The sequence below is a fragment of the Salinivibrio siamensis genome (assembly GCF_001996005.1).
GTDB classification, from domain to species: Bacteria; Pseudomonadota; Gammaproteobacteria; order Enterobacterales; family Vibrionaceae; genus Salinivibrio; species Salinivibrio siamensis.
The window spans coordinates 97,030-120,076 of the sequence record NZ_MUFB01000004.1 but is presented as its reverse complement, the minus strand read 5'-3'; the positions used below and the strand labels follow the sequence as shown (position 1 = coordinate 120,076).

Here is a 23,047-nt window from a genome sequence, read left to right as displayed (position 1 = left end):
ACCCGTGATATATTAGGATGGCCAGATATGAGCATGCATCGGAAAACCATTACGCTGACTGAACAACAAGACTGTTGGGTGAAAAGCCAGATTGAAAGCGGTCAGTTTGGCAATGACAGTGAGTATATCCGTTACCTCATCCGTCGAGATCAGCAGGCTCAAGAACGTATTGCCGTGCTGAGGCAGGCTCTCGCTGAGGGTGAGTCAAGCGGGAAACCTAAGGTACTCGATGTATCGGCTATCAAGGCAACTGGCCGTCAACGGATGAAGGCGGCTGATTAGTGCTTAAGCTGAGCGTCACGCCGAAGGCCGAATCTGATCTCATTGGAATTTGGGTATATACCTGCGAAAAATGGGGTGCTGATCAGGCAGATAAATATCTAGATCAGCTTGAGACCGGCATGAAACAGCTGATTAATCATCCATCACTCGGCACGAACTACGCCTATGTTTTTTCTGGGTATCGAAGGTTGCAGGTCGAGCATCACGCTGTTTTCTATCAAGTACTTGAGTCGGAGGTACTCGTTGTTCGTGTGCTGCACGAGGACATGGACGCACCTGAAAGACTTCTGGATTAGCTAGTTAGTAATTTATCGTAATTTATTGGGACTTTTGGTGGTGCCATTGGCGTAGGTGACACAAGCCCCGGCACCATGTCAACAATCATGCACCATGCCAACGGGCGCCTGTCACGATCGTTGCCCGATTTGACCTCGATGTCGGAGGCGCGCGGCTACATCGAGTTATAAGATTAACATTACCCCGGCGCTTGTCCGACCTACGCGAAATTTGGGATCGTGAGTTAGGGAAAAGCGGAAAACAATTCCTAGGAACTAGGACCTAGTATCGGCTATCGAGGACAGTCACTTTTGGTTGGGCTCGTTCGGGCGCTAAGCTAACTATGGCTGAGTTGGTTTCGGCATTCTTAGGAGGTAAATCATGACTAACCATGACACAGAAAAGACCATTCCCGAGCGTGACCAACGGCGGTTTGCGGTGTCGGCTAACCGAGGCAAAGCGAGTCATCGTATTCGCTACGTCGAGTCGGGCGGTGCCTCGGTGGATAATGAAGAATGCACGTTTTGCCAAGCGGTGCCGGGTTTGAGTGAGCCGATGGAGAAGGACGAGAACTGAGACGCTGCGCTTCTAGAAACGAGAGGCTAGGAAAAGCGTAAAGCTGTGCCTAGGGACTTTTTCTACACTTAAGCCCGAAGGTGCCATTGGCGTAGGTGACACAAGCCCCGGCACCGTGTCAAAAATCATGCACCATGTTAACGGGCGCCTGTCACGATCAGTGCCAATTTTAATCATCAATGTCGGAGGCGCGCCAGTTGCACCGGGGAACGAGGCTCACATCGTGTTGGCGCTTGTCCGACCTACGCCTGGTTTTTATTTCGGTGGTGCTATTGGTGCTTATCCGACCTTGATTCGGGATCTTGAATACGGGAAAGAGCGGGAAGCAGTGCCTAGGACCAAGGAACCTAGGCCCTTTATCTACAGGATCAGGCACGATACGCTTTTTCCGTATTCCGTCCCCTAGGCTCTTTCTAGTCTCTAGTTCTCCCAACCCCCTAATGTGATCTTCCCCTCCCTTTACTAATGATTTCAATATCAATAGTCGATCCCCCTCACATCTGTGATGTTTACAGATGGTGAAATTTTTCTTTCATCTGCATTATTTGCCTATATCGAAACGTTTCGATGGTGTTTTCCTGAGAGAAAACGTTGATCACAAGAAAACGTGCCAGCGCATAGTGAGCGCTGATTGATCCTATCGTGAGTGAGAAGGTGATGAATGAATAAACATGGTTTGCTCCATCCAGAACTTGCACAGCTAGTCACCCAAATCGGGCATACCGATGAGCTGACTGTGTGTGATGCGGGGCTGCCGATCCCCAACTCGGTGCCGCGTATTGATTTAGCGCTGACCCAAGGCGTGCCGAGCTTTATGCAGACGGTCGAGACGGTGTTAACTCACACCTGCATTGAGTCGGTGGTGATTGCAGAAGAGCTTGCTGCGGTGAGCCCGGCGCTGCACCAAGCCTTGCTTGCGCGATTGGAGCAAGAGAGTGCGGCGCGTCAGCAGCCGATCACTGTGACCACGATCAGCCACGAGGCGTTTAAAGCACGTACGGTGCAGAGCAAAGCGGTGGTACGCACCGGCGAGTGCACGCCTTATGCCAATGTGATTTTTCAAGCCGGTGTCACCTTTTAGGTGGGCCTAAGCGAGTAACCACAATGACGCAACCTATCTTACAACTCCGCCAAGTCGTAAAAACCTTTCCCGGGGTGCGGGCCCTCGATGAGGCGAGCTTAAATGTCTATCCCGGCGAGGTAATGGCGCTACTCGGTGAAAATGGCGCGGGCAAGTCCACGTTGATGAAGGTACTCACCGGGATTTATCACGCCGACAGTGGCGACGTGAACTATCAAGGTGAACCGGTCTCGTTTAAAGGCCCGCGTGATTCGCAGCAAGCGGGGATCAGTATTATTCACCAAGAGCTCAATTTGATCCCAGAGCTGACCATTGCCGAGAACATCTTCTTAGGCCGCGAGTTTACTAACCGGTTTGGCAAGATTGACTGGACCAAGATGGCTGAAGAAGCCGATAAGCTGTTGGCGCGTTTAAATGTGAAAGCACGTGGCACCACGCCACTTGGCAGCTTGAGCTTGGGTGAGCAGCAAATGGTGGAAATTGCCAAAGCGCTGTCGTTTGAGTCGCAAGTGATCATTATGGATGAGCCGACGGATGCTTTGACCGACACCGAAACCGCCTCGCTGTTTGCGGTGATCAACGAGCTGCGAGCGCAAGGCTGCGGCATTGTTTATATCTCCCACCGACTAAAAGAAATTTTTGAGATTTGCGATCGGATCACCGTGTTACGTGACGGCAAGTTTATTGGTGAGTGTCCCGTGAGTGATACCGATGAAGACGGCCTGATTGAAATGATGGTGGGCCGCAAACTCGCCGAACAATATCCACGAAGTGACGTCACCCCTGATGGAATAAGCCTTGAGGTGGAAAATGTCAGCGGCCACGGGGTGGAAGCGGTGAGTTTTCAGCTGCACCGTAGTGAAATTCTGGGTGTATCGGGTCTGATGGGCGCCGGGCGCACGGAGTTAATGAAAATTATCTATGGTGCCATGCCGCGTGATGCCGGCGTGATTCGGCTTGATGGCAAAGTGATTAACCCAGTGAGTCCGCAAGATGCGCTGGCCAACGGCATTGCTTACATCTCTGAAGACCGCAAAGGTGAGGGCTTGGTGTTGGGCTTATCGGTGAAAGACAACATGTCACTCAGTGCACTCGATAAGCTCACCCATTGGGGGAAAATACAGCCGCGCGATGAAGTGATGGCAGTGGATGATTTTATTCGTCTTTTTAACATCAAAACCCCAACCCGCGAGCAAATCATTGGCAACTTATCGGGCGGGAATCAGCAGAAAGTGGCGATCGCCAAAGGGCTGATGACTAAACCGAAAGTGCTGATCTTGGACGAGCCGACTCGGGGGGTCGATGTCGGTGCCAAAAAAGAGATTTATCAGCTAATTAATCAATTTAAAGCCGAGGGCATGAGTATCATCTTGGTGTCGTCAGAAATGCCCGAAGTACTCGGCATGAGCGACCGTATCTTAGTGATGCACGAAGGCCGCGTATGCGGTGAGTTTGATGCCAAAGACGCTAACCAAGAAACCCTGCTTGCCTGTGCGGTAGGCAAAGATGCCAATGAGGATGCAGCATGAGCGAGAATGCAATGAATAAGTCCCAGCCGTCAGAAGATGGACGTAAACCCCTGTTCAGCAAAGCGTGGTTGATTGAGCAAAAATCACTCATTGCCCTGCTGGTGTTGATCGTGGTGATGTCATTTTTAAACAGCAACTTTTTCATGGTCGACAACCTGCTTAACATCCTGCGTCAAACCTCGGTAAACGCCATTATTGCCGTGGGGATGACATTGGTGATTTTAACCGCGGGTATCGATTTGAGTGTTGGCTCGGTGTTGGCGCTGTGCGGGGCGTTTGCCGCCAGCTTGATTGCGGTCGAAGTGCCGGTGTTAGTGGCAGTGCCAACCGCTTTGTTTGCAGGCGCGGCGATTGGTGCCATGACAGGCGTCGTGGTGGCCAAAGGCAAGGTACAGGCGTTTATTGCTACCCTGGTGGCAATGACCCTCTATCGTGGTGTCACTATGGTGTATACCGATGGTCGCCCCATCTCAACGGGCTTTACTGATACCGCCGATGCGTTCGCTTGGTTTGGTACCGGCTACCTGTTGGGCATTCCCGTCCCCGTGTGGCTGATGGCAATCGTGTTTATCGGCGCTTGGTATCTGCTCAATCACACCCGTTTTGGCCGTTATATTTACGCACTTGGTGGCAATGAATCGGCGGCGCGGTTGTCGGGCATTAATGTCGACCGAATTAAGGTGGGCGTGTATAGCCTGTGTGGCATGCTCGCGGCGCTGGCAGGGATCATCGTCACCTCGCGTCTTTCCTCCGGACAACCGACTGCCGGTACTGGCTATGAGCTTGATGCGATTGCCGCGGTGGTGCTGGGCGGCACCAGCTTGATGGGCGGTAAAGGCAAGATCATGGGTACATTGATCGGTGCGCTGATCATCGGCTTTTTGAACAATGCCCTCAACCTGCTGGACGTGTCGTCTTACTACCAAATGATTGCCAAAGCGGTGGTGATTTTGCTCGCCGTGCTGGTGGATAACAAAAACAAATAGCCGCTTTAGACAAAGCTTTTCGAAATAGTAGCTTGTTGGGACAGGCACTTTTAGTTAGCAGCAGAATTTAGCAGGACAGACACTTTTATTTCTGTTTTATTAGCAAGCAAAAACAATACCCTACAAACACAAAAGGACTGAACGCATGAAAAAACTGACTACCTTGATTACCACTGCGCTACTGTCGTCAACGCTGAGCATCAGTGCGCAAGCGGAAGATAGAATGGCAATCGTGGTCTCAACCTTAAACAATCCATTTTTTGTCACCATGAAAGAGGGCGCAGAGCAAAAAGCACAAGATCTTGGTTATGAGCTCTTGGTGCTTGATTCGCAAAACGACGCCAGTAAAGAGCTATCGAATGTGGAGGATTTAACCATCCGTGGCGTTAAAGCCATTTTGATTAATCCGACTGACTCAGATGCGGTCTCAAACGCCATTCGTATTGCGAATCGCGCCGAGATCCCGGTGATCACCCTAGACCGTGGCGCGAGCCGTGGGGAAGTGGTGAGTCATATTGCTTCTGATAACGCTCAAGGCAGTAAAATGGCGGCGGAATACATCATCGGCAAAGTCGGTGAGCGAGCTAAAGTGATCCAACTTGAGGGTATTGCCGGCACGTCAGCAGCACGCGAGCGTGGTGAAGGCTTTATGGATGCCATTGAAGGTACCGACGTTGAACTACTCGCCAGTCAGCCTGCGGATTTTGACCGCACCAAAGGCCTGAATGTGATGGAAAACCTGCTTGCCGCCCACCCAGATGTTGAAGCGGTATTCGCCCAAAACGATGAAATGGCATTTGGCGCGTTGCGCGCGGTGCAAGCATCAGGCAAAGATGTCACCATTGTTGGTTTTGATGGCACCAAAGATGGTATTGCGGCCGTCGAGCGTGGTCATCTGGCAGCGACCATCGCTCAGCAACCGGGTATGATTGGTGAGCTGGGTGTCGAAACCGCGGATAAAGTGCTGAAAGGCGAGTCGGTAGACAGCTACATCCCTGTGCCGCTTAAGGTGATTAGCCAAGAAACGATCGCTGAATAAGCCGTCAGGGAAACGTATAGTGAGCACCATCGGGTTCGCACTGGGTGGTGCTTTTTTGATTTAAAAACGGTAAGGAATAGTAATGAGCCGATTGGTTGTTCTTGGCAGCGTCAATGCTGATCATGTTTTACGCGTCCCTCACTTTCCGCGTCCGGGCGAGACGTTACACGGCCACGATTATGCCGTAATTGCGGGCGGCAAAGGGGCCAATCAAGCAGTCGCGGCGGTGCGTTGCGGTGCCGATGTTGCCTTTATTGCCAGTGTGGGTGACGACGCCTTTGGCCAGCAGATTCGTCAGTCTTACGCGCAAGAGGGGATGGATGTCAGTGCGATAAAAGTACAGCCTGATACGCTGACTGGGATTGCGATGATCCAAGTGACTGATCAAGGTGAGAACAGTATTGCGCTCTCGGCAGAAGCCAATGCCAATCTGACAGCGGAGACCATCAGCGATAATCTCACTAAAATCGCCGACGCTGACTATTTACTGATGCAGTTAGAAACACCGATGTGCGGCATTGAAAAGGCGGCTTTTCATGCTAAAGCGGCAAAGACACAGGTGGTGTTTAATCCCGCCCCTGCCGCACCGCTGAGCGACGCGCTTCTTGCCGCGGTCGATATTATCACCCCGAATGAAACGGAAGCCCAAAGCCTGACGGGTATCGCGGTAACAGACACCGCCAGCGCCCAAGCGGCCTCGGACGTGCTTCATGAAAAAGGGGTAGGGACTGTACTGATCACCCTCGGCAAACAAGGCGTATGGCTGAGTGAAAAAGGCGAACAATCGGGCCAGCTTATTCCTGGGTTCCGTGTCGATGCTGTCGATACCACTGCCGCGGGTGATACCTTTAATGGGGCATTGGTGACAGGACTGATAGAGGGACAGACACTTTATCAGGCAATTCGCTTTGCGCATGCCGCGGCGGCATTATCCGTGACAAAGCGTGGCGCACAAACTTCGATTCCTTCTCGTTCAGAGGTTGAGGCGTTTTTGGCCCATCAAGATGCTTAATCGTTATTTCACCTTAGTCAGCGGAGCGCGATAAATGGCGACCATGAAAGATATTGCCAAACGGGCGGGCGTGTCGACATCGACGGTCAGTCATGTCATTAACAACACCCGTTATGTGAGTGAGGCGATTGCTGAGAAGGTAAACCAAGCCGCGAAAGAGCTTAACTATTACGCCCCGTCGGCACTGGCTCGCAGCCTAAAAGTGAATCGAACTAAAACATTTGGCATGCTGGTGACCACTTCCACCAATCCGTTTTTTGGCGAAGTAGTAAAAGGCGTCGAGCGCAGCTGTTATCACAATGGCTACAGTTTGATTTTATGCAACACGGAAGGCGATGCTGAGCGTATGCGTGCTTCAATTGATACGCTGTTGCAAAAGCGGGTCGATGGTTTGATTTTGATGTGTTCGACCTTGGAAGGTGAGCGGATTGAAGGCTTTGATCGTTATCCGGATATTCCCGTGGTGGTGATGGATTGGGGGCCGATTGATTTTGCTTGCGATAAAATTCAAGACAATTCCTATCAAGGCGGCTATTTAGCGACCCAGCACTTGATTGACTGCGGCCACCGCCAGATTGGTTGTATCAGTGGTCCTTTGCTTAAACAACAAGCACAGCGCCGTTTTCAAGGCTTTAAAGATGCGCTGCGCGATGCTGGACTTACTGAGAACGCCGACTGGATGGTAGAAGCGGACTTTGAGTGTGAGGGCGGCTATCAAGGCATGCAAGCGATCGCCGCGAGCGGCTCCTTGCCGAGCGCGATTTTTGCAGGCAATGACATGATGGCGATGGGTGCGATCAATGCTGCCAATGCACTCGGCATTCGGGTACCCGAGGATCTTTCTATCATGGGGTACGATGATATCCACCTCGCAAAATTTGTCTCGCCCTCCCTGACCACTATTCACCAGCCCAAGTACCGTCTCGGTCAAGCGGCCGTCGAAACGCTACTCCACAAACTGGATGACCCTCAAAGTGACAGCCAAACCGTTCAGCTCGAGCCAACGCTGGTAGTGCGCGAGAGTGTGAAGCGGGTATAGAGCTATTAGGCGATCTATCGGGGACAGGCACTTTAAGTTAACGACTATTGGGCGACTATTGGGGACAGGCACTTTAAGCTAAGAGCTAGAACTAACGGGACAGGCACCTTTATACCTTTATAATTGCTCTAGGGTGAACACTCGGGGGACAGTCACTTATATGATTGCCCTAGCGACGTAAGTGTGAAGTCGTTATGATGCCTGTCCTCAGTGGCCAACCGGTAAATCGCCTCGTTATGTTTTCAATTGTCGACCAAAACCAATACTTTGTGGTGATCAATAAGCACCACAGCGTTAGCGTGCAAAAAGAAGCCGATCACGCGGCACTTTTACCGGCCGTGGCGGCGCACATTGGGGTTGAGAAAGTCTACCTTGTGCATCGGTTGGACAAGATGACATCGGGCTTGCTGCTGCTGGCAACTTCTTCTCATGCGGCGTCTGTCCTCTCTGGGCTGTTTGCTTCTCGCGAGATAGAAAAGTTCTATTTGGCATTAAGTGCCAACAAGCCGCGTAAGAAGCAGGGATTGATCGTTGGTGATATGACTAAGGGGCGGCGAGGTAGCTGGAAATTACTGACCAGCAAAGATAACCCTGCGAGAACGCGTTTTACCTCTATTGCTGGTGGTGAGGGGCGGCGACTTTTTCTCTGTCGTCCTTACACAGGCAAAACCCATCAAATTCGCGTGGCGATGAAAAGCATTGGCTCTCCGCTCATCGGTGATGATTACTATGGCGGCGAGCCTGCCGATCGTGGCTACTTACACGCTTATGGGCTGCAATTTACGTGTCGTTTTGCCGATGATCAGCCAGCCAAGCACTACAGCTATGTGCTGCCCCCGAGCGAAGGCGAGTTGTGGCCAGCCTTACCGGTGGAGTGGGATGTCCCGTTTTCACTGCTCTAATTCTGTTTCACTGAGCGCTGGGAAGTGATGCACAGGTTACCAAACAAGTAGCTTAAAAATCGCGAGAATAACTGTCATCGTGAACAGACCAATCCAACCTAATGTACGTGTAACGGTGGGGATTTGATTGATAGCAAAGTGTGGGAATAGGATTGCCCACATCGAAACAAATGGCACGATACCAAACGCTCTTTCTGTGTAAAAATTAGGGGTGGCAGCAAAAGGTGGAATAGCTAGGTGCCAAAGACAATAAATCCCCACGACGCTGATGCAAATGATCGCTTCTTTGAGTGAGGTTTCCTTAGAGTTGGTAAAGAGATAAAAACCAACCGTCATAATATAGAGCAAGGCGGCTATCACAGGTAAGTACCTCTCGGCTTTACCGTTGGAGAGGGCTTCATCTAGCCCCCCCTTCTTTAGCTAGCACAGCTTGGTGCAGTAATGGCGTTTTTGAGGATTTGTCGACCACGGGTATCGCGAACCAAAATGGTATAGCTGATGCCACTGTCTAACATATTGCGGATATCGTTATCCTCACAATAACGACGCTCTAAGCCGGAAAAGAGCTGCCCCGGTGTTTTTTTGGCATTCTTCTCCAGAAGCGTCAGCTCGATAATGGCATCTTGCGCACGAGCGCGAACGAGTGAGTAGCCTTCAATATCCATCGGCAGTAACTGTGCAATCATGTCTGCACGTTGGGTTGCTGCTTCTGCGGCTTGATCATGCTGGGTGCTGCTACATGCACTCAGTATTAGCCCAAGGCCTGTCATCATCAATACTTTTACTAATCGCATTAGACAGGATCCTGAGGAAGCACTTTTTTGAAAGGTTTAACGGTCACGTCTGCATAGACGCCAGCGGCAATATAAGGGTCTTTGTCGGCCCAGGCTTGGGCGGCTGATAATGACTCAAACCATGCAATAACGGTTGACCCCGTAAACCCAGCTTCGCCCGGCTCGTCGCTATCAACGGCAGGGTTTGGTCCTGCAATCATCAAGCGGTTTTCTTTTTCCAGTTGGTGTAAGCGCTCAAGGTGTGCGTCGCGCGCTTGCTTGCGTAGCGGTAGGCTGTTCTCGACGTCTTGCGAATAAATGAGATACCACATCGTCATTGTCCTTGATAGATGTTTATAGCCACTAGGATACAGAGTCTAGATTTCTGAGTACAGTGTATTAGTGAGTGTGTTGGGGGGACAGGCACCAAGGTTAAAAGTGTCTTACCGAGAGTAGGACAGACACTTAAGCATTCTTAAGTATTTAACGTGCCTGTCCCAACAAGATCAAAAACTGGATAGCCCTTTACCTTCCTGTTACTGGAAGGCTTATTCTTCTGGAAAAACGGTCAGGAGATAATATGGGATGCTGTAATCAATCCCCGGAAGGTGGAGCAAAAGGGCTAAAGCCGCTCTTAAAAGCGGTGGGTGTGTTGTTTGTACTGATAATGGTGCTGGCCTATTGGATTGGATGAGGTCTTAGCGAGTTTATTTCGTGTTTACGTTATTGGGATGCCTTCAACGACAAGCCCAACTCACTTTAGATCATGACGCCGGTCATGCGTTTTAGACCGAGTGTCGGCAAGACCGCCTGAATACTCGATAGTGAACCTACGATATTCCCGCCCTCTAAGTGAGAGCATGTACTTAACCAGGTTTCACGTGAGATGTTCAGCTGTGTGAGTAGCTGTGGTCTTGGGAGTGAATTGGCGTTCTGGTCCTGATCGCACGTCCATTCTACCAGAGCCAAATAGTCCATAAGGCGAAAAGGGATACCGTCGGGCATCGGCTTTCTCGGGTTCCCGGCGAAGGGGAATAAGCCGGCTGGGGTCGCTTTATTTTGCTCGAGTGATTCAACGCGCTTTTTAATCGATGTGTAATTGGCATGTTTAGGCTGCTTGGTGATACCTGCTCGCACTGGGTTCAAATCGACATAGGCCATCGCCGCAGCGAGTGCTTTTTCATCTAATATGGCTTGGCTTTTAAAGCGTCCCTCCCAAAAATGCCCTGAACATTGATCCTCTCGGTTCGCTAGCGTCGAAATATATTGATTGAGCAGCTTCATAAACCAGCTGACAGACATCAAACGTTCGCGCCAGTTCTCAATGATGCGAAAACACGCTTTTCGCTCTGAGTGAGAGAGCGATTCACCCTGATAAAAACGTTGGATAAGCGCAGGCGCTTGATGAAAGGCTAGCCAGCGTTCAACAACCTCGATATTGGTTAAAGACTGAGCCGCTTTGGCGTTGATATGCAAAACAACGTGATAGTGATTGCTCATAATGGCATAAGCACAGATATCGATACAAAATGCTTTGGCGAGTGTAAGTAAACGCGTTTCTATCCATGTGCGACGATGCTCATAGCTTTTTTGTGACTGCGCATCATAGCCGCACAAAAACGAGCGGCGCACACAACGTGAGACACAATGGTAATAAGGTGTGGCGGCTAAATTTATTTGCGATGCGCGAGCTTTAGTCATCGTCGGTCCCTCTTAGCATCTTGGTATGACTAAAAGGTACTGTATAAATGAACAGTCTTCATCTTTTCTAGCTAGAGTTTTGGTGACAGTGCAAGAAGTGGTGTAATTGTGAGAGTTGTTATTTTCTTAACATGTCTGTCCCAAGAAGTACTTCTCGAGAATAGTGAGTAGTGATGGCGTAGGAAGTCATAACAGGGACAGTCACTACAGAGTGCCTGTCCTGATAGGGGAAAAGGTTCGAACGTTGGAGAAAAACGACGAGGATAGTCATCAAGAGGTGACTGTCCTCGCTAGAAATCAATTATGGATGCGTAAAGGTGTCTGTCCTGGCAGGAAACTGTCCTCGCGAGAAATAACAAGTGCCTGTCCCTATAAGAAGAAGCTAAGCAGGGGTGCCGCTGTGAAAGCGGAATTGGCTGTCGGGTGCTTGGATGAGTTCGGCTTCGCGCTCGCCGATGGTTTGAATGCGGTCGCGAATGTCTCCGCCGGCGATAGTTTCTGCAAGCGTGAGGTAATCTTGATAATGGCGTGCTTCCGAGCGCAATAGCGAGATGTAGAACTTTTGCAGTTCATCATCAAGGTGTGGGGCGACTTTAGCAAAGCGCTCGCAGGAGCGTGCTTCAATGTAGGCGCCAATAATCAATTTATCGACCAAGGTTGCGGGCTCATGAGTGCGTGCCGCGCGCATTAATCCTTTGGCGTAGCGGCCTGCTTCTAACGGTTGATAAGGAATGCCGCGTGCGTCCATGATTTCAATCACTTGCTCAAAGTGATGAAACTCTTCTTTGATTAATCGGACCATTTTATCAATCAAGGCTTGGCCGTGGGCAAAGCCCGCTTTAGGGGTTAAAGGTGCACTGAGACCGTTTTTGCGTCCATGAAAAATTTCATCGCGAACGCCGCGATAGACAAAGTCCTCATAGGGTTTGGCCCATGCCAGCAGTTGCTCGCCACTCGCCGCATCAACGGCATATTTACGGATCAGCCACATCGCGGTTTGGCTGGCTTTTAATTCGCAGTTTGCGTGATCGCGCAAAAGAATCGATTGATTGTCAGGCTGAATGGCCGCGTCAATCCAACTGTCGGGGGTTTGACAGTGCAGAAAACCATGAATAGGGGTGAGTAGGGTATTAATTTCTTGGCGTAGCATGCCGGAAACACTCTCAGACTGACAACAATGGTTGGGCATTATAAACAGATGGGATGTGAGCGCAAAGAGCTGGCAGCGCAGGGCGCGCTGCCAGGTGGGCGAATTCGGCCTACTTGTTCGATGCCCAAGGGGAACGGTATTGAATACCGAACTTGTCTAAACGCGGTAATTGCGCTTTGAGTCTGGCTAGATAATCGAGCCAGTCACGGCGCTCACTGTGGCTCCAAGCCGCTTCCGCAATGGCGGTAAGCCTTGGAAATACCATGTAATCGAGCCTGTCCTGATTGGTGATCAGTTCACTCCAGAGTGCACATTGCACGCCTAGTATGTGCTCACGGGCGGGGTCGTCACTGGCGAGGCTTGCCAGCGGCTCATATTGGTAGGCTTTTTCTAATGGCGTGACGCCCGCCCAGTCGAGCCCAGGCTCGGTGGCAGCATAATCTTGCACCATATCGAGATAGGTCGCCTGACCGGGGGTTAAAATCACATCAAAACCATGCTGCGCACAGTGCAATGCGGCGTCTTCGCTTTGCCATGAATAGATCACGGTATTCTTGCTGACTTTATCGCCGTGCTGCACTTCTTCCCAGCCAACCATACGTTTGCCCAAGGCGCGTAGCTTTTGCTCAGCGTAGGTCAGTATCTGTCCCTGTAGCGAAGCGGTCGTTTCTCCGTTCATGCGTCTGTCCCGATAAATTGGGCTATCCGTCCATACCCCGTCAGGGACTTCATCGGCGCCAATATGGACCCATGAGGCAGGAAAAAGCTCGGCGACTTCACTTAATACCGTATCTAAAAATCTATACGTGCCATCAAGGGCTGGCGATAATACGTTATCGGTGTAGTGTTGTACGCTGCGGTAAGTAGAGCGGTCGTCGGCATCGTGTAGCCAATCAGGCAGCGCTTTGATGGCTGCGCGACAGTGGCCGGGAATATCAATTTCTGGAATGACGGTAATACCTCGGGCCGCGGCGTATTCAATCACGTCACGCACCTCTTCTTGGCGATAATAGCCTTCGTGACGTTCTGCAATATGACTGAACTGCGGAGCAAGGCGGGTATTGGGGCCGCGTTGACTTCCATAGCGCGTCAATTCAGGCAGGGCTTTAATCTCCAGTCGCCAACCTTCATCGTCGGTTAAATGCCAGTGAAAGGTATTGAACTTAAAGTAGGCCAACTGGTTAATCAGTCGCTTTACCGTGTCCACCGAATGAAAATGGCGCGCGCAATCGAGCATCATCCCTCGATAAGCAAAGCGTGGTGCATCGCTGATTTTGATTGCCGGTATTCGAAGCTGTGTTTCATGCTCTTGGCAAAGTTGTAACAGTGATGCGCAGCCGTGAATAAACCCTCGCTCAGCACAGGCTTGGATAACCACGCCTTGGTCGGTGACGGTGAGCTGATAGGCCTCATCACGGTGGGCGATATCTCGAAGTGCCGAGTCGGGTAACGGCCGTAAGATAATGGCATGATCGCCAGTGACTGCATCTTGGTGGCGTGGGTCGAGTGCAATATCGGCCTGCGGGTATAGACGAACCCACTCGTTACTTAACCACTGCGCGGCGGGAACGGCCTGTGGATCCACCGCGATTAACGGTGTCGTGGGTGAAAGCGTAAAGTACCCTGGTTGGTGGCGCACTGATTTGGGCACCGGAATAATGGCGTGCTCGGCGGGATGAACATCTGGAATCGGTGATCGTGTGGTGTAAGTGTGCGCCAAGTTAATGGGGGTGAGCATCACTGAATATTGCTCGCCATTGGCATAGATCAGCGCATCTTTAAAGCCGGCACAAAGGAACCGCAACGGCGGCGTGTGGGCATCAAACTCGATGTATAAGCTTTGATTGGCATCGAGTGTTTGATGCGCCGGTGTGATGACGCAATAACTACCGATTTGCTCAATACTGCCTTGTGACAGGGTATTGGGGTTGATGAAGCGATCAAACAATACCGCAATGGACAGCGTTTCTAACGGGCGGTCGGTGAGATTATGCAAGGTTAACCCCATTCGGCTGCGCGGTGGGGTGTCATTGGGATACTCGTTGATCACACTAAGATCGAGGCGGTAAGTCATCACGCGTTCTCCTTGTTCGAGTGGCCGTTGCCAACCAGTGTTTGCGCACTGATGGCGAGCATAAACCAGCTTGCATGTGGCAACCATTGCTCGCCCCATCGCCAGTTTTGCGCCATATCATCGCAATATGGCGCGGGGTTGAAGGCAATCTGTGTTTCATCCTCCATCCCTGCGGTAATGCCATTGCAGATCCCCCCTTTGGCATTAAAAAATCCCAAGTGCGGTAGGTAATCTGGGTTGTTGTGACCATGTCCATCGAGCATGCAGATATCAAATGGGTTTAAACCGAGGATCCAATTAAGCGCCCGTTGGCTAAAGGTGTGGAGGGCCGCATTTAGCGCATTGTCTTGAATGTGGCGCGTGGCATGACACGCAAAGGTTGCCAGTGATCCCAAGCGTGCATTCTCGCCTTGCCACCAATAGCCGGTTTCATTGTGGTGAGGAATAAAGTGACGTACCTGTTTGACGCCATCGACGGGTTTGACGTACTGACGCGGATACGCGAATGGATTATCGGCTGTTTGTGTTAGGTTGAGCTCAAACTGACAGGCGCGTTCCAGTGCTGTTTGCGCGATAGCTTGATGGCTGGGGTCGGTTTCCACATCGAGGTAGCGAACTAATGCCAAGCCGGGTAGACCGGCATCGGCGGCATGGTAAAACGGGCGGCCGCCATCAGTATTTGCTGACCAATAATACTGGCAAGTTTCATCACTGCACTGCCGTGCTATCAGCTTTGTCATCCAGCCTCGTGCCTCGTTCAAGAAGGGACAGTCACTGTTCGCACTAATATGTCTGTCCCCAGAACCTAAAGGTGCCTGTCCCGTCAAATAAGCGTGACTGTCCCCGGTAGGTTGCTCCTCGGTAGACTGCCGATTGGCGTGATGCAACTCACATGCGGCGAGAAGAGCGCAGGTTTCGTCAATAATGTTGGGCTCTCCGTCATCAAGGTAATGATGGTTATGTTCAACCAAATGCCAGTAGCCGCGAATGGCGGCGTCTAAATAGCGTGCTTGTTGGTCTGGATCCGCGCAAAGCGGGGATCGGCTTGCGGCGGCAAGGGCAGCAATCGCTATGCCGCCGCCTTGACGAAAACCGGCCTGGTAAGCCTCACTCATCACTCCATCTTGCGTCGCGTAAGCGCAAAGAGTGCGGCGCTCTGGGTCTTTCGACCATTGATCAAACACCGTCATATAAAAAAAGCCACTGGGGTCTTGCATACGGAGAAGAAAATCAGCGCCGTGTTTCGCTTCATCGGCTAAGCGCGTGCGCATAAACGCGGGGAGCGTGTCCGAGCTAAATTGGCTGGTAAGATCGGCCAGTCCCCAAGCCAATAGCGGGATTTGTTGCGGATTAAAGTAATTGGCGTAGGAAAGGTGGCTCAGGTATTTGCTCACATCGCCAGAGGCATCGTACCAACCGCCGGATACATCCACGCGTTCATCAGAGCCGAATACCTTGGCGTGCTGATCCGCGTGTTCATAGATGCCGCTACACCGCTGCGATTTAAAATAATGCAGCAAATCGGAAAACGTGGTGTGAAACAGGCCATCGTCAATGATCTCAAACGGATGCGAATACACAGGTGTTTCTGTTAGTAATGCTAGTTGATAGCTTCCGCGATGTGCAAAGGCAGAGAAATCGAGGGTATAAGCCGTACCCATCTGCCAGTTGCTTAACTGTGTGCCTTGGTGTAATTCAAACTGCGCGACCACGTTATCGAGTGGTGCTGTGTCTGTCCCACGAACAAAAGTGTCTGTCCCGTGAGTAAGAGTGCCTGTCCCCGTAAAATTTTGCGCGCCTTCTGCGGCTTCATTAAAGTGCCTGTCCCCAGAAGAGGAGGCAGCTTTGTCCGCCGAGCTAAATGTGCCTGTCCCCTTAAGAGGAGGCAGGGAAATCAGTGCCACGGGCGTACCGGTGAGGCGGTCGCTGTCACTGACGATCACCGCGTATTTGTCACCGTGTAACGAGTAGCCAATGTGATTGGTCAGCACTTGCATGATGGTATCCTTATTGGTCGCTATTGCTCGTACAAATAGCAGCGCACATAGTGGTTGTCGGCGAGCTTGGTCACGCGGGGCAACTGCTCAGTGCATTTGGCTGTCGCATGTGGGCAGCGGCCAGCAAAAGGGCAGCCGACAGAATCCGGCGTCCACAGAGGAATTTCACCCTTGTTGCCCTTTAGTTTTTCGTGAATAGACTTGCTCGGGTCGGGCACGGCTGAGACCAATAGCTGGGTGTAAGGATGCTGAGGGCGATGAATAATCTCTTCGGTGTCTCCCCATTCGACCATATGGCCGACGTACATCACTGCCAAGTCTTCAGCAATGTAACGTGCGGTAGCGATATCATGGGTGATGTAGAGCAGCGACATTTGCTTCTCCACTTTCATTTCTTCCATCAGATTAAGTACACCGGCACGAATCGACACATCCAGCATCGAAGTTGGCTCATCGGCGAGTACCACTTCCGCGCCGACGGCGATGTTCCTCGCCAGGTTAATCCTCTGACGCTGGCCGCCCGACAGCTGGTGGGGAAATTTCTCCGCCGTTTCTTTGGCCGGAGTGAGACCCACTTGCTCGAGTAGCTCGAACACTCGCTCTTTCAGTTGTGCTTTGTCGCGCTTGGCGACTTTTTTGTGGATCAATAATGGGCGCGCAATATGATGAAACACATTATGCGTGGGGTTGAGCGAGCCAAAAGGGTCTTGCCAGACCATTTGCAGGCCTTCGCGATAGCGCATCAGCTCATCACGTTTTTTAATGGTGGTGATATCGCGGCCGCGATATTCAATGCAGCCATCGGTCGGGGCATACATTTTGGCAATCATTTTCGCGGTGGTTGATTTGCCCGAGCCCGACTCCCCCACCACGGCAAGTCCACGGCCTTTGTACATTTTGAACGAGACATCATTGATCGCTCGCATCATGGGTTGTTTAAGGGCATGACTGTTAATGGGAAAATCTTTCACCACGTTTTTCCCTTCAACCAGCAGTTCTCCAAAACCTGTACTCATCACTGACTTCCTCACATTGTCGCGTTATTAGAGTTTTTGTTGGGCGATGGGCTCGCCGTATAGATGGCAGTTGGAATACCGTCCCGGTTCGATTTGGCGCAGCGCCGTTTGGGTGGTGCGACATCGATCATGCACCTGAGCACAGCGTGCTTGAAAGCGGCAGCCGGTCGGGATTTCGAGCAAGTTGAGCGGGTTGCCTGGGATCCCCGTGAGCTGGCGCTTAGGTCCGGTAAGTGAGGGGAATGAGCTGCCCAGCCCTTCGGTGTAGGGGTGATACGGATTGGTGAGTACTTGTTTGGACGGCGCGACCTCAATCAGCTCGCCGGAATACATGATTCCAATCCGGTCGGAGAACTCGACCATGAGCGATAAATCATGGGTGATAAACAGAATCGAAAAGCCAAACTCTTCTTTTAACGCATAGATTTTTTGCAAGATCTCACGCTGTACCACCACGTCTAATGCGGTGGTGGGCTCATCCATGATGATCATTTTCGGATTTAAGGCTAGCGCAATGGCAATTACCAAGCGCTGACGCATCCCGCCCGAAAATTGGTGCGGATAATCGGTCAGGCGGCTAGGGTGAATATCGACAATTTCCAGCAAGCCTTGAGCCCGTTTGACCGCGTGTTTGCGGGTCAGGTTGGTGTGGCGCATCAACACATCGCAAAACTGTTCTTCGAGCGTCAGCACTGGATTAAGGGCATTCATGGCGCTTTGAAACACCATCGACATCTCCCGCCAGCGAAAGTCGTGCATCCGAGCGTCGCTGTAATCGAGGATATTCTCGCCGTTAAAGATGACTTCGCCGCCGGTGATAAAGGCGGGTGGCTTATGCAGACGCATCAGCGAAAAGGCAACGGTGGATTTACCGCATCCCGATTCGCCAGCCAGACCGAATACTTCACCGGGGGCAATGTCAAAACTGACATGATCGCAGGCTCGGACATCGCCGGCATCGGTAATGTAGTCCACGCACAGGTCACGGATTGAGATAAGTGGGGTGCGACTCATGATTTATCTCCACTGATCAGCATGTGTTCGGCAACGGGATTCTCGTCGCGGGCTTTCTTTTCTTGTTGGCTGAGTTTTTTCCAGCGCTTCATCCCTTTTTGCGCACGTAATTGCGGGTTGGCAATTTCATCCACTGCGAAGTTGAGTAACGCAAGCCCCGTAACCAGTAAAGTCAGCGCAATACAAGGCGCGAGCAGCTCCCACCACGCGCCAATTAACATGGATGAAGAGGTTTGCACGTTGTAGAGCATGATCCCCCAGCTGATGGTGTTGGGATCGCCAAGGCCTAGAAAGGAGATAATCGACTCCATGGCAATGGCATACATCACCGAACCAATAAAGCTAGCGCCAACAATGGGCACGAGATTAGGCAAGATCTCGACAAAGGTGATACGAAAGCGCGATTCACCCAGCACTTCGGCGGCTTTCACGAACTCTTTTTCGCGCAGGGCAAGGGTTTGCGACCGAACCACCCGTGCGCCCCACGCCCACGAGGTGCAGCCAATAATGATGGCAATCGTCAGCGGTCCGGCTTCGCCGATAAACGCGGCGAGCACGAACAAGAGTGGGTATTGCGGGATCACCAACATAATGTTCATCGCGGCGGTGAGCACATCGTCAACCCAACCGCCTAAATAGCCGGCGGTAATACCAATTAAGGTGGCGAGCACACACACGGTGATACCTGCCCCAAAACCCACCGCTAACGAAACACGGGCGCCATGTACTAACTGCGACCAGACATCACGACCCATACGGGTGGTACCAAGGACATGGTCGGCCTTTTTCGACATCAGTAGGGTGCGACGATCATCCGCTAAGTGCGTGGCGACCCAGCCGTCTGGATTGGCTTGCGCCGCTTTGACGATAAAGCTGGGGTATTCATGCGGATTACCGGTGCGTTTATCTGGCGCGTGCTGGGTTAATAAAGGCGCGAAGACCGCCATCAATATAAATAAACCAACAATGATGGAGCCAGCGCGGGCAATTTTATTGCGTACGATAAGCGTGAGGAGATCTTTCATATTATTTGCCTCCTTTGCGCAGGCGTGGGTCAAGGACCACGTACAGCATGTCAGCAATTAAGTTAAACGAGAGCATAAACAAGGTCATAATCAGTAGCTGGCCTTGCAGGACTTGGTAGTCACGCGCGTTGATCGCATTCAAGAGCACCGAGCCAAGACCGGGGTAGTTAAAAATGATCTCCACAATCAGTTGGCCCCCGATGGCAATACCCAGCGACATTGATAGCGCCGTGACACTGGGCAAGAGCGCGTTCCGGGCGGCGTAGTTAAATACCACGCGGTTTTCACTTAACCCTTTGCCGCGGGCCATGGTGATGTAGTCTTCCGCAAGCAGGTTAATCATGTTGTTGCGCATGTTGACCAAAAAGCCGCCCACTTGAATGATGGAGGCACAAAAAAGCGGGAGTACGGCGTGATAGGCCACATCTTTAATAAAGGCCCAGCTGGTCCAGTCAGGGGTAACGCCCGGCGTGTAGGCGTATCCGGTTGGAAACCATTTCAGCCCAATCGCGAAAATAAACAGCGCCAACATGGCGATAACCACTTGTGGTACCGCTTGGATGATTAGCATTCCTGGGGTGATCACAGCATCGTATTTTCCGCCGCGCTTCCAAGCGGCAAAAATCCCCAAAATCGAGCCCAACGAGAAAGACAGCAGCACTGCACTGCCGGCGAGAAACAGCGACCAGCCAAAGGCTTTGCCGAGGAGCTCGTTTACTGACAACGGATAAAATTGGATGGAGGTGCCTAAATCCCAGCTCAACACGTTTTTCATGTAGGTGAAATACTGCATATAGAGGGGGCCATCGACAAAGCCCAGTAGTTGTTTCATTGCCTCAATTCGCTCTGGAGTGACTTGCACCGAGGCGTTGGCAAACATCATGGTGACAGGATCACCGGGCATGGCACGAGGAATAATAAAATTGAGTGTTGCTGCCACTAAAAGGGCAATCATGTAAAAAGTTAGCCGTCGGAAAAAATAACCCATAACCCACACCTTACACAGCGAAGTGGTGATGTTCGTGGCGTGAACACCGTGGAAAAGCGGGCGCGCAAGGCGCCCGATATTGGTTACTGAACGGGCTTAAGGTCCAGCACATGAAGAAGACGCTCAGGAATGCCGGCCCAGATAGAGGGGCGACCTTTCGGATTGTCTTCGTTCCACCAACCGGTGAAGCGGGTGGTGTTGTATTGATACATTTGTGCACCAGAAAGCACCGGAATAGTGACCTGATCCTTGGCGATAATCGCTTGGATTTGGTGGGCAATTTCCAGCTGCTCAGCCTTGTCCGCGGTTTTGTAGAAGCTGTCTAACAGCTTGTCGAGCTCGGCATTTTGGTAGTAATGCATTGCGAACCGCGGCATGCCATCCCCTTCCTGTAAGTTGGAGTTATACGCGCTATTCCAATAGGTGTAAGGATCAGCACCGTGGAAGTAGTTGGTGTAGGCGACGTCGTAGTCGGCTTCGAGCATCGCTTGGCGGTATACCGAGAAATCAGGGGTACGTGCTTTGGCTTTGATACCGGCCTCGGCAAGTTGCTCAACCGTTAGTTGAACGGTGTTGTTGAAATCGGTCCAGCCATTGGGGGATTGGATCTCGAGCTCAAACGACTTACCTGATGGCGTTTCCACAAAGCCATCGCCGTCTTGATCTTTAAAGCCGGCTTTAGCGAGCAGTGCTTTGGCGCCGTCTAGATCGTACGTATTGTATTGGCGATATTTTTCATGCACTGCTTCGTCGGACCAAGACTCAAAGGCATAACCTAAGCCAGAGGCGAAGTCGTTTACCGTACCACCACCATAAAACGCGATATCAATGATGGTTTGACGGTCCAGCGCCATCGAAAAGGCGCGACGGAAGTCGACATTGGTTAGCGCTTCACGCTTGGCAGGGTCTGGGTCATTAAAATTAACCATAAAGGCTTGGGTGCCGGCGGCAGGATACCAATAGTGATGGTTTGGATTAGCGGCGGCATAGGTGCGATCAATGTCAGGAATAAACGATGAGGTCCAGTCCATTTCGCCGTTGATCACTTTACTTAAAAACTGATCGTTATTGGCAATTTGTGGTACGCGCAGACAGTCAACATCGAGGTTGTCGTTATCCCAATAATGCGGGTTACGACATTGAATATAGAGCTGTGACGTGAAGGTATCGATGGTGGTGAAGGGGCCAGAGCCTACCGGGTTTTCATTGGTGTAAGACGCGGGCTCTTCAACATTTTTCCAGACGTGTTCAGGCACCACAGGTACTTTCGCAATTTCGTAGGGGACATTCGAGTTTGCCTCAGTGAGTTCAAAGCGGACGGTGTAGTCGTCTAGCTTCTTCACATCATCAACCCATTGGTTAATCCCAGATTGATCCAACTCAGGGTGGTTTTTGACCAAATCAAACGAATACACCACATCATCGGCGGTATAGGCCTCACCGTCTGACCATTTCACCCCTTCACGAAGGGTGAAGGTGACACTTTTCAGGTCATCCGCCATTTCATAGCCGCTCGCGAGACGAAAGACAGGTTGGTTGCCTTTCATTTCGTTAAACACCACTAAAGGCTCATAGATAAAGTCAGTGGTGGTGTGCAGATAGGTAGCGCCGAGGAAAGGGTTAAAGTTACGGACAAAAGTATTGAATTCTTTCGGGTGGATAGTGAGCTCACTGCGCTCGGCGGCACTAACGCCAGCACTTGCGCTCAGCGCACCGATGATTGCAGAGGCAAGTAGGGTCTTGCTGGCAACTCTAATGTTACTCGAAAACATAGCCATTCCTTACTGTTGCTTTCAGTTCACGTGATGGATAGTGAGCTCGTTGCTTACAACCTTCGCGAGCTCAAGCTTACTGTGTTGCCGACCCTGACGTTGTGATTATGGATGGGATGCCCCAAGCGATACTTGTTGCTCCAGGCCAGCAAACATCTTCACTAAGCCCAAGTTAAGTGAAGGCTGCAATGTGAATAATCGTTAAAACCGTAAAAAAGCGCGACGTTGACGTTATTTTCGTTAAAAAAAACAGCTAAAAAGGTTGTCCGCTTCAGGATGCAATTACGATTATCTCCTGATAACGACCCTGGATGGAATTATAATAATATAAAAATCATAATGTTATGTTTAATTATCTTTTGGGCGATGCATGTCACACACCAAAACACTCTTATTTTTTAACGAGAAAAATCAGTATCTATTTTGTTGTGACAAGTCGCGCATTTCTGAGTTATATCCGACATAAAAGGGGATTTTTGCTAAGAAGCATTGCGATTGAAATGAGGTTGGTTCGCAAAGATTATTAATGAGCGATTTTAGCTCGTCAGTCAGAGGACGGGCACGTTAAGAGAACCCAAGAAATACGACTGTCCTCATAAGAGACAGTGTCTGTTCCCGCGAACTATTCATAGGACAGTCACCGAGGTTTGCTCACTTACTTCGATGCGCCTGTCCTGATAGGGCGCTAAAAGGGAGTGCTATAAGTGTCTGTCCCCACAAGAGCTGATAGTGTGTCGGACAGAACGAGGGGCCTGCGGCTAACATGTAGGTGCCTGTCCTTACAAGAAATGAGAGCGCAAGAAGTACGACTGTCC

At 51.1% G+C, this 23,047-nt stretch carries 22 protein-coding genes; 10 read left to right on the top strand and 12 right to left on the bottom strand.

Translation table 11 applies throughout. From position 1 onward, the window contains the following. Window positions 1-27 precede the first annotated feature (27 nt). From BZG73_RS03690 to BZG73_RS03645, 10 genes are all read left to right on the top strand, one after another. A complete protein-coding gene (locus tag BZG73_RS03690; protein ID WP_077667623.1) occupies window positions 28-282 on the top strand; it encodes a type II toxin-antitoxin system ParD family antitoxin in 255 nt (84 codons plus the stop codon). Further along, on the top strand, window positions 282-578 hold the full coding sequence (locus BZG73_RS03685) for a type II toxin-antitoxin system RelE/ParE family toxin (RefSeq protein WP_077667622.1): 297 nt from the start codon (window positions 282-284) through the stop codon (window positions 576-578). The genes BZG73_RS03690 and BZG73_RS03685 overlap by 1 nt, the downstream gene beginning before the upstream one ends. A gap of 361 nt (window positions 579-939) precedes the next feature. Then, a complete protein-coding gene (locus BZG73_RS03680) occupies window positions 940-1,134 on the top strand; it encodes a hypothetical protein (RefSeq protein ID WP_077605383.1) in 195 nt (64 codons plus the stop codon). 661 nt (window positions 1,135-1,795) lie between these two features. Beyond that, window positions 1,796-2,215, top strand: a complete 420-nt coding sequence (gene rbsD / locus BZG73_RS03675; RefSeq protein ID WP_077667621.1) for a D-ribose pyranase — start codon at window positions 1,796-1,798, stop codon at window positions 2,213-2,215. Between the two features lie 23 nt (window positions 2,216-2,238). Then, on the top strand, window positions 2,239-3,744 hold the full coding sequence (gene rbsA, locus BZG73_RS03670) for a ribose ABC transporter ATP-binding protein RbsA (RefSeq protein WP_077667620.1): 1,506 nt from the start codon (window positions 2,239-2,241) through the stop codon (window positions 3,742-3,744). Then, on the top strand, window positions 3,741-4,730 hold the full coding sequence (gene rbsC / locus BZG73_RS03665; RefSeq protein WP_077458573.1) for a ribose ABC transporter permease: 990 nt from the start codon (window positions 3,741-3,743) through the stop codon (window positions 4,728-4,730). The genes rbsA and rbsC overlap by 4 nt, the downstream gene beginning before the upstream one ends. Window positions 4,731-4,875: 145 nt before the next feature. Then, window positions 4,876-5,769, top strand: coding sequence for a ribose ABC transporter substrate-binding protein RbsB (gene rbsB / locus BZG73_RS03660; protein ID WP_077458572.1), 894 nt, complete (start codon window positions 4,876-4,878; stop codon window positions 5,767-5,769). Window positions 5,770-5,851: 82 nt separating this feature from the next. Beyond that, the gene (gene rbsK, locus BZG73_RS03655; protein ID WP_077667619.1) at window positions 5,852-6,781 is read left to right on the top strand and encodes a ribokinase; all 930 of its coding nucleotides are present in this window, start codon (window positions 5,852-5,854) and stop codon (window positions 6,779-6,781) included. A gap of 34 nt (window positions 6,782-6,815) precedes the next feature. Then, a complete protein-coding gene (locus BZG73_RS03650; RefSeq protein ID WP_046075418.1) occupies window positions 6,816-7,820 on the top strand; it encodes a substrate-binding domain-containing protein in 1,005 nt (334 codons plus the stop codon). Window positions 7,821-8,056: 236 nt separating this feature from the next. Further along, window positions 8,057-8,722: a TIGR01621 family pseudouridine synthase gene (locus BZG73_RS03645; protein WP_077667641.1), complete on the top strand. Its 666-nt coding sequence runs from the start codon at window positions 8,057-8,059 to the stop codon at window positions 8,720-8,722. Window positions 8,723-8,758: 36 nt separating this feature from the next. Here the strand turns inward: BZG73_RS03645 and BZG73_RS03640 are convergent, their stop codons facing one another. The 12 genes from BZG73_RS03640 to BZG73_RS03585 all read right to left on the bottom strand — a co-directional run bounded on the left by BZG73_RS03640 (window position 8,759) and on the right by BZG73_RS03585 (window position 22,232). Next, window positions 8,759-9,082 (bottom strand): hypothetical protein, encoded by a 324-nt coding sequence (locus BZG73_RS03640; protein ID WP_077667618.1) that lies wholly within the window; start codon window positions 9,080-9,082, stop codon window positions 8,759-8,761. 56 nt (window positions 9,083-9,138) lie between these two features. Further along, complete coding sequence (gene gspS2, locus BZG73_RS03635) at window positions 9,139-9,516, bottom strand: type II secretion system pilot lipoprotein GspS-beta (RefSeq protein WP_077667617.1); 378 nt, start codon at window positions 9,514-9,516, stop codon at window positions 9,139-9,141. Further along, the gene (locus BZG73_RS03630) at window positions 9,516-9,827 is read right to left on the bottom strand and encodes a YciI family protein (protein ID WP_077667616.1); all 312 of its coding nucleotides are present in this window, start codon (window positions 9,825-9,827) and stop codon (window positions 9,516-9,518) included. The genes gspS2 and BZG73_RS03630 overlap by 1 nt, the downstream gene beginning before the upstream one ends. A gap of 427 nt (window positions 9,828-10,254) precedes the next feature. Then, a complete protein-coding gene (locus BZG73_RS03625) occupies window positions 10,255-11,196 on the bottom strand; it encodes a transposase (RefSeq protein WP_077667615.1) in 942 nt (313 codons plus the stop codon). 382 nt (window positions 11,197-11,578) lie between these two features. Continuing rightward, window positions 11,579-12,346: a tRNA isopentenyl-2-thiomethyl-A-37 hydroxylase MiaE gene (gene miaE / locus BZG73_RS03620; RefSeq protein ID WP_201247884.1), complete on the bottom strand. Its 768-nt coding sequence runs from the start codon at window positions 12,344-12,346 to the stop codon at window positions 11,579-11,581. Between the two features lie 109 nt (window positions 12,347-12,455). Further along, on the bottom strand, window positions 12,456-14,420 hold the full coding sequence (locus BZG73_RS03615) for a beta-N-acetylhexosaminidase (RefSeq protein ID WP_077667613.1): 1,965 nt from the start codon (window positions 14,418-14,420) through the stop codon (window positions 12,456-12,458). Then, window positions 14,420-16,417: a glycoside hydrolase family 9 protein gene (locus BZG73_RS03610; RefSeq protein ID WP_235606013.1), complete on the bottom strand. Its 1,998-nt coding sequence runs from the start codon at window positions 16,415-16,417 to the stop codon at window positions 14,420-14,422. The genes BZG73_RS03615 and BZG73_RS03610 overlap by 1 nt, the downstream gene beginning before the upstream one ends. Window positions 16,418-16,437: 20 nt before the next feature. Further along, window positions 16,438-17,433: an ABC transporter ATP-binding protein gene (locus BZG73_RS03605; RefSeq protein ID WP_077579532.1), complete on the bottom strand. Its 996-nt coding sequence runs from the start codon at window positions 17,431-17,433 to the stop codon at window positions 16,438-16,440. 27 nt (window positions 17,434-17,460) lie between these two features. Continuing rightward, window positions 17,461-18,447 (bottom strand): ABC transporter ATP-binding protein, encoded by a 987-nt coding sequence (locus BZG73_RS03600; protein ID WP_077667612.1) that lies wholly within the window; start codon window positions 18,445-18,447, stop codon window positions 17,461-17,463. Then, complete coding sequence (locus BZG73_RS03595) at window positions 18,444-19,472, bottom strand: ABC transporter permease (protein WP_046075427.1); 1,029 nt, start codon at window positions 19,470-19,472, stop codon at window positions 18,444-18,446. The genes BZG73_RS03600 and BZG73_RS03595 overlap by 4 nt, the downstream gene beginning before the upstream one ends. A 1-nt stretch (window position 19,473) precedes the next feature. Continuing rightward, the gene (locus BZG73_RS03590; RefSeq protein WP_077579530.1) at window positions 19,474-20,460 is read right to left on the bottom strand and encodes an ABC transporter permease; all 987 of its coding nucleotides are present in this window, start codon (window positions 20,458-20,460) and stop codon (window positions 19,474-19,476) included. Window positions 20,461-20,543: 83 nt separating this feature from the next. Beyond that, window positions 20,544-22,232 carry an ABC transporter substrate-binding protein gene (locus tag BZG73_RS03585; RefSeq protein WP_046075429.1) on the bottom strand — a complete coding sequence of 563 codons (1,689 nt, stop codon included), beginning with the start codon at window positions 22,230-22,232 and terminating at the stop codon, window positions 20,544-20,546. Window positions 22,233-23,047: the final 815 nt, after the last annotated feature.